This is a genomic window from Pseudomonas sp. NPDC089530 (genome assembly GCF_050280705.1).
In the GTDB taxonomy this organism is placed as follows: Bacteria; Pseudomonadota; Gammaproteobacteria; order Pseudomonadales; family Pseudomonadaceae; genus Aquipseudomonas.
Genome location: NZ_JBNNVU010000163.1, coordinates 1 through 5,338, shown reverse-complemented (window position 1 = coordinate 5,338; position 5,338 = coordinate 1). Strand labels below are relative to the sequence as shown.

The window sequence follows — 5,338 nt, the reverse complement described above, 5'->3', positions numbered from 1 at the left end:
GTGCGACTTCCGGGAGGGCTGGTGCTGGAGCTGGATGCGCCGGCGACTCAGGCCGAATGTTCTCGACGAAGCCGACGAAATGCTCAAGCTGGGCTTCATGGATGACCTGGAAGTGATCTTCAAGGCCATGCCGGAGTCCCGCCAGACCGTACTGTTCTCGGCCACCCTGCCGCAGTCGATCCGCGCGATCGCCGAGCGTCACCTGAAGGACCCGAAACACGTCAAGATCCAGAGCAAGACCCAGACCGTCACCGCGATCGAACAGGCTCACCTGTTGGTTCACGCCGACCAGAAGACTTCCGCCGTCCTCAGCCTGCTGGAAGTGGAAGACTTCGACGCCCTGATCATGTTCGTGCGCACCAAGCAAGCGACCCTGGACCTGGCCAGCGCCCTGGAAGCCAAAGGCTACAAAGCCGCCGCGCTGAACGGCGACATCGCCCAGAACCAGCGTGAGCGCGTGATCGACTCCCTCAAGGATGGCCGCCTGGACATCGTCGTGGCGACCGACGTGGCGGCTCGTGGTCTGGACGTACCGCGCATTACCCACGTATTCAACGTGGACATGCCGTACGACCCAGAGTCCTATGTACACCGTATCGGCCGTACCGGCCGTGCCGGTCGCGAAGGTCGTGCGCTGCTGCTGGTGACTCCGCGTGAGCGCCGCATGCTGCAAGTGATCGAGCGCGTGACCGGGCAGAAGGTTGCCGAGGTTCGCCTGCCGGACGCTCAGGCCGTTCTCGATGCGCGCATCAAGAAGCTGACCAACAGCCTGTCGCCGCTGGTGGCCGATGCCGAATCGACCCACGGCGACCTGCTGGATCGCCTGACCGCCGATATCGGTTGCAGCCCGCGTGCCCTGGCCGCGGCCCTGCTGCGCAAGGCCACCAACGGTCAGGCGCTGAACCTGGCGGCGATCGAGAAGGAACGTCCGCTGGTGCCGAACAGCACCCCGCGTGGCGACCGTCCAGAACGTGGCGATCGTCCTGATCGCGGTGATCGTGAGCGTCGCGCGCCTATGCCTCTGGCTGAAGGTCGTGCCCGTTGCCGTACCGCGCTGGGCGCGCGTGACGGTATCGCGGCCAAGAACCTGCTGGGCGCGATCCTCAACGAAGGCGGCCTGGCCCGCGAAGCCATCGGTCGCATCCAGGTGCGTGACAGCTTCAGCCTGGTGGAGCTGCCGGAGGAAGGTCTGGAGCGTCTGCTGACCAAGCTGAAGGACACTCGCGTTGCCGGCAAGCAGCTGAAGCTGCGTCGTTACCGCGAAGACTGATCGGCGCTGAGTTGATCGGTTGAACGAAAAAATCCCCGCCTGGTGCGGGGATTTTTTTTGCCTGGCGTTCGGGGTTCTGTGGGCGCGGGGTTGCGGCATATCAGGGATGACGCCTGTCAGCCGAAGCGATAGATATCCATGCCCAGCGCACCCATGGTGAAACCCTGGTGGGCGATGCTGAAGTCGCCACCGGCGCCTCGGGCGAAATACAGCGGCAGCAGGTGTTCATCGCTGGGGTGGCTGCGCACCGCATTCGGCGCCTGGCGTCGGTAATCATGCAGCGCGGCCTCATCGTCGGCCGCGAGCTTTTCGATCATCCAGTCGCGGAAGGCCTTGGCCCAGGGCTCGACGCTTTCCGGACCGGCGTGCCAGTCCAGTTCGCGCAGGTTATGGGTAATGCTGCCGGAACCGATCAGCAACACGCCCTGTTGCCGCAGGCCGGACAGGGCATGCCCGACCTGGGTCTGCAAGGCCGGACCCATTCGGCTGGGCAGGGAAACCTGGACCACCGGGATATCCGCCTGCGGATACATCAGCGACAGCGGAACCCAGACTCCGTGGTCGAACGGGCGCTGGTCGTCGAGCTGCGCCGGCAGGCCGTCGGCCCTGAGCAGTTGTGCCACCTGTTCCGCCAGCTCCGGCTCGCCGGGGGCCGGGTACTGCACAGCGAACAGCGCGGCGGGGAAGCCGCCGAAGTCATGCCAGGTCTCTGGTTGCGGATTGCTGCTGACCCGCAGATCCTGGCTTTCCCAGTGCGCCGACACCACCACTATGGCCCTTGGGCGCGGCAGTTCGGCCGCCAGGCGGGCGAGTGCCGGGCCGCTGGCGCCGGGTTCCAGGGCGAGCATCGGTGAGCCGTGGGAGATGAACAGGCTAGGGAGCATGGATAAGGTCCTGAGCGTTAAGATGCGTCATCTTCAATCAGATCATTGATCCAAATCTAATATAAGTTCTTGGGCTTTTTGATCGAATTTCAGGGGGATTTATGCAGCCGGAGTTTTGGCACAAACGCTGGGAGCAGAATCAGATCGGCTTCCATCTATCCGAGGTCAATCCTTACCTGCAACGCTACTGGCCGCAGCTGGGGCTGGCCCAGGGATCGCGGGTGCTGGTGCCGTTGTGCGGCAAGAGCCTGGACCTGAGCTGGCTGGCGAGCCAGGGGTATCAGGTGCTGGGGATCGAACTGTCGGAGAAGGCCATCCAGGACTTTTTCAGCGAGCAGCAACTGCAGCCACAAGTCAGCCTTCGAGGCGGGTTCAAGGTCTACCAGCATGGCCCGATCCAGCTCTGGTGTGGCGACTTTTTCGCCCTGGCGGCCGCGGATGTAGCCGACTGCCAGGGGCTGTACGACCGAGCGGCCTTGATCGCCTTGCCGCCGCCGATGCGCGAGCGCTACGCGGCGCATCTGCAGGCGGTCCTGCCTCAGGGTTGCCAGGGTTTGCTGATCACTCTGGATTACGATCAGGCGCTGATGGCGGGGCCGCCTTTCGCCGTGCTCGATGACGAGGCCAGGACCTTGCTCGGCAAAGGCTGGCAACTGCGGATCGAAGAGGAGCGGGACATTCTTGGCGAAAGCTGGAAGTTTCTCCAGGGCGGTGTCACCCGCCTCGAGGAGCGGGTCTATCGCTTGCTGGCGCGCTGAGGCCGGTATTTTTTCGGGTAAAAAAAGGGCGACTTGCGTCGCCCTTTCTTGTTGCGCCAGCGTTATCCGCGGCGACGGCTCAGTGCGTCGATACGTTCTTCCAGCGGCGGGTGGCTCATGAACATGCGAGCCAGGCCCTGCTTGAGGCCACCGTTGATGCCGAAGGCATTCAGGGTGTCGGGCATGTGCACCGGCAGGCCTTGTTCCGAGCGCAGGCGTTGCAGGGCGCCGATCATCGCCGCAGTACCGGCCAGTTGCGCACCGGCTTCGTCGGCACGGAATTCACGCTTGCGCGAGAACCACATGACGATGGCGCTGGCCAGGAAGCCCAGGACCAGTTCGGCGAAGATGGTCGCGATGTAGTAGGCGATACCCTGGCCTTCTTCGTTCTTGAAGATCACCTTGTCGACGAAGTTGCCGATGATGCGCGCGAAGAACATCACGAAGGTGTTCACCACGCCCTGGACCAGGGCGAGGGTGACCATGTCGCCGTTGGCCACGTGGCCGATCTCGTGGGCCAGCACGGCCTTCACTTCATCGGGCGAGAAGCGCTCGAGCAGGCCCTGGCTGACCGCGACCAGCGCATCGTTCTTGTTCCAGCCGGTGGCGAAGGCGTTGGCCTCGTAGGCTGGGAAAATACCGACTTCGGGCATCTTGATCCCGGCTTCGCGGGACAGTTGCTCGACGGTTTGCAGCAGCCATTGCTCATGACGAGTGCGAGGCTGGGTAATGATCTGGGTGCTGGTGCTCATCTTCGCCATCCACTTGGAGATGAACAGCGAGAACAGGGAACCGGCGAAACCAAAGACCGCACAGAAAACCAGCAGCTGATTGAGGTTGAGATCAACCCCGTTGGCCGCCATGAACCCGTTGAAGCCGAAAAGGCTCAGGGTGATGCTGGCAATCAGCACGACCGCCAGGTTAGTGGCCAAGAACAGCAGGATGCGCATCATGGTTGTAGAAATCTCCTCATGCTAAAGATGTAGCGTTCTGCGGGGTATATAAGGTGCGGCACCGGCCGATTCAACCGGGTGACTATTTCAAACTGTGTCCTGCAGGCTGATTTTAGACGCTGGCCTGGGCTCGCCGTCGCCGCTCGGAAAGGCGTCGGGCAGGGGACGGCGCTTCGCAGGCGGGCCGCCGCCAAGCGTCAGGCAAAGATACAGAAGGGGAGGCGGTGCCGGGAGTGCAGATGTGTTGCTGAATTAATCGCAGCGCGACCGCTGTCGGTCGCGCTGCGGGGCAAGACTTACTGGCGATACGACTTGAGGAAGCCGCCGATACGGCCAATCGCCTGTTCCAGGTCATCCACCCGTGGCAGGGTCACGACCCGGAAATGGTCCGGCCATGGCCAGTTGAAGGCCGTGCCCTGGACCACCAGCAATTTCTCCGAGAGCAGCAGGTCCAGGACGAACTTTTCGTCGTTGTGGATCGGGCAGACTTTCGGGTCGATTTTCGGGAAGGCGTACAGCGCGCCCATGGGCTTGACGCAGCTGACGCCGGGGATGTCGTTGAGCAGTTCCCAGGTGCGGTTGCGCTGCTCCAGCAGGCGGCCCGGCGGCAGCACCAGGTCGTTGATGCTCTGATAGCCCCCCAGCGCCGTTTGAATGGCGTGCTGGCTCGGCACGTTGGCACACAGGCGCATGTTGGCCAGCATGTCGATGCCTTCGATGTAGCTCTGGGCGTGGTGCTTCGGACCGGAGATGACCACCCAGCCGGAGCGGAAGCCGGCCACGCGGTAGGACTTGGACAGGCCGTTGAAGGTCAGGCACAGCAGGTCCGGCGCCAGGGAGGCGGTGCAGACGTGCACCGCGTCGTCGTAAAGGATCTTGTCGTAGATCTCGTCGGAGAACACCACCAGGTTGTGCTGGCGGGCCAGTTCGAGCATCTCCAGCAACACGGCCTTGGGGTACACCGCGCCGGTGGGGTTGTTCGGGTTGATGATCACCAGGGCCTTGGTGTTTGGGGTGATCTTGGCCTTGATGTCAGCGATGTCCGGCCACCAGTTGGCCTGCTCGTCGCACAGGTAGTGCACCGGGTTGCCGCCGGCCAGGCTCACGGCCGCGGTCCACAGCGGATAGTCTGGGGCCGGGACCAGCACTTCGTCGCCATTGTTGAGCAGGGCCTGCATGGCCATGACGATCAGTTCGGAAACGCCGTTGCCCAGGTAGATGTCTTCGATGCCGACGCCTTCCACCTGCTTTTGCTGGTAGTACTGCATGACGGCCTTGCGCGCGCTGAACAGGCCCTTGGAGTCGCTGTAGCCCTGTGCGGTCGGCAGGTTGCGGATCACGTCCTGGAGGATTTCGTCCGGCGCTTCGAAACCAAAAGGCTGGCCAAGATTGCCAGCTGTGACGCCGCGGATGCGCAGCGCGCCGTGGAAAACGCCCGCGCCACGTTCAACTCCGGCGTCTGGTCGCGCCTGG

At 63.3% G+C, this 5,338-nt stretch carries 5 protein-coding genes; 2 read left to right on the top strand and 3 right to left on the bottom strand.

All coding sequences use genetic code 11. The annotated features are described in order from the left end of the window. Positions 1 to 1,270: DEAD/DEAH box helicase (locus ACQKQA_RS29505; RefSeq protein WP_427564700.1), on the top strand; the 1,270-nt coding region annotated here is incomplete at its 5' end. A gap of 116 nt (positions 1,271 to 1,386) precedes the next feature. Here ACQKQA_RS29505 and ACQKQA_RS29500 read toward each other — a convergent pair. Next, positions 1,387 to 2,154, bottom strand: a complete 768-nt coding sequence (locus ACQKQA_RS29500; protein ID WP_427564699.1) for a DODA-type extradiol aromatic ring-opening family dioxygenase — start codon at positions 2,152 to 2,154, stop codon at positions 1,387 to 1,389. A gap of 101 nt (positions 2,155 to 2,255) precedes the next feature. Here ACQKQA_RS29500 and ACQKQA_RS29495 point away from each other — a divergent pair, with 101 nt between their 5' ends. After that, entirely contained in the window at positions 2,256 to 2,912 is a 657-nt protein-coding gene (locus tag ACQKQA_RS29495) for a thiopurine S-methyltransferase (RefSeq protein WP_427564698.1), read from the top strand. Between the two features lie 62 nt (positions 2,913 to 2,974). Here the strand turns inward: ACQKQA_RS29495 and htpX are convergent, their stop codons facing one another. Beyond that, the gene (htpX, locus tag ACQKQA_RS29490; protein WP_025805479.1) at positions 2,975 to 3,865 is read right to left on the bottom strand and encodes a protease HtpX; all 891 of its coding nucleotides are present in this window, start codon (positions 3,863 to 3,865) and stop codon (positions 2,975 to 2,977) included. A gap of 296 nt (positions 3,866 to 4,161) precedes the next feature. Beyond that, positions 4,162 to 5,338, bottom strand: a 1,177-nt coding sequence (locus ACQKQA_RS29485) for a pyridoxal phosphate-dependent aminotransferase (protein WP_427564697.1), incomplete at its 5' end; no start/stop codon positions are given.

Excerpts from the sequence above, each read along its gene's own strand:
- ACQKQA_RS29500 (WP_427564699.1), bottom strand. The coding sequence starts at position 2,154 with ATGCTCCCTAGCCTGTTCATCTCCCACGGCTCACCGATGCTCGCCCTG.
- ACQKQA_RS29495 (WP_427564698.1), top strand. The coding sequence starts at position 2,256 with ATGCAGCCGGAGTTTTGGCACAAACGCTGGGAGCAGAATCAGATCGGC.
- htpX (WP_025805479.1), bottom strand. The coding sequence starts at position 3,865 with ATGATGCGCATCCTGCTGTTCTTGGCCACTAACCTGGCGGTCGTGCTG.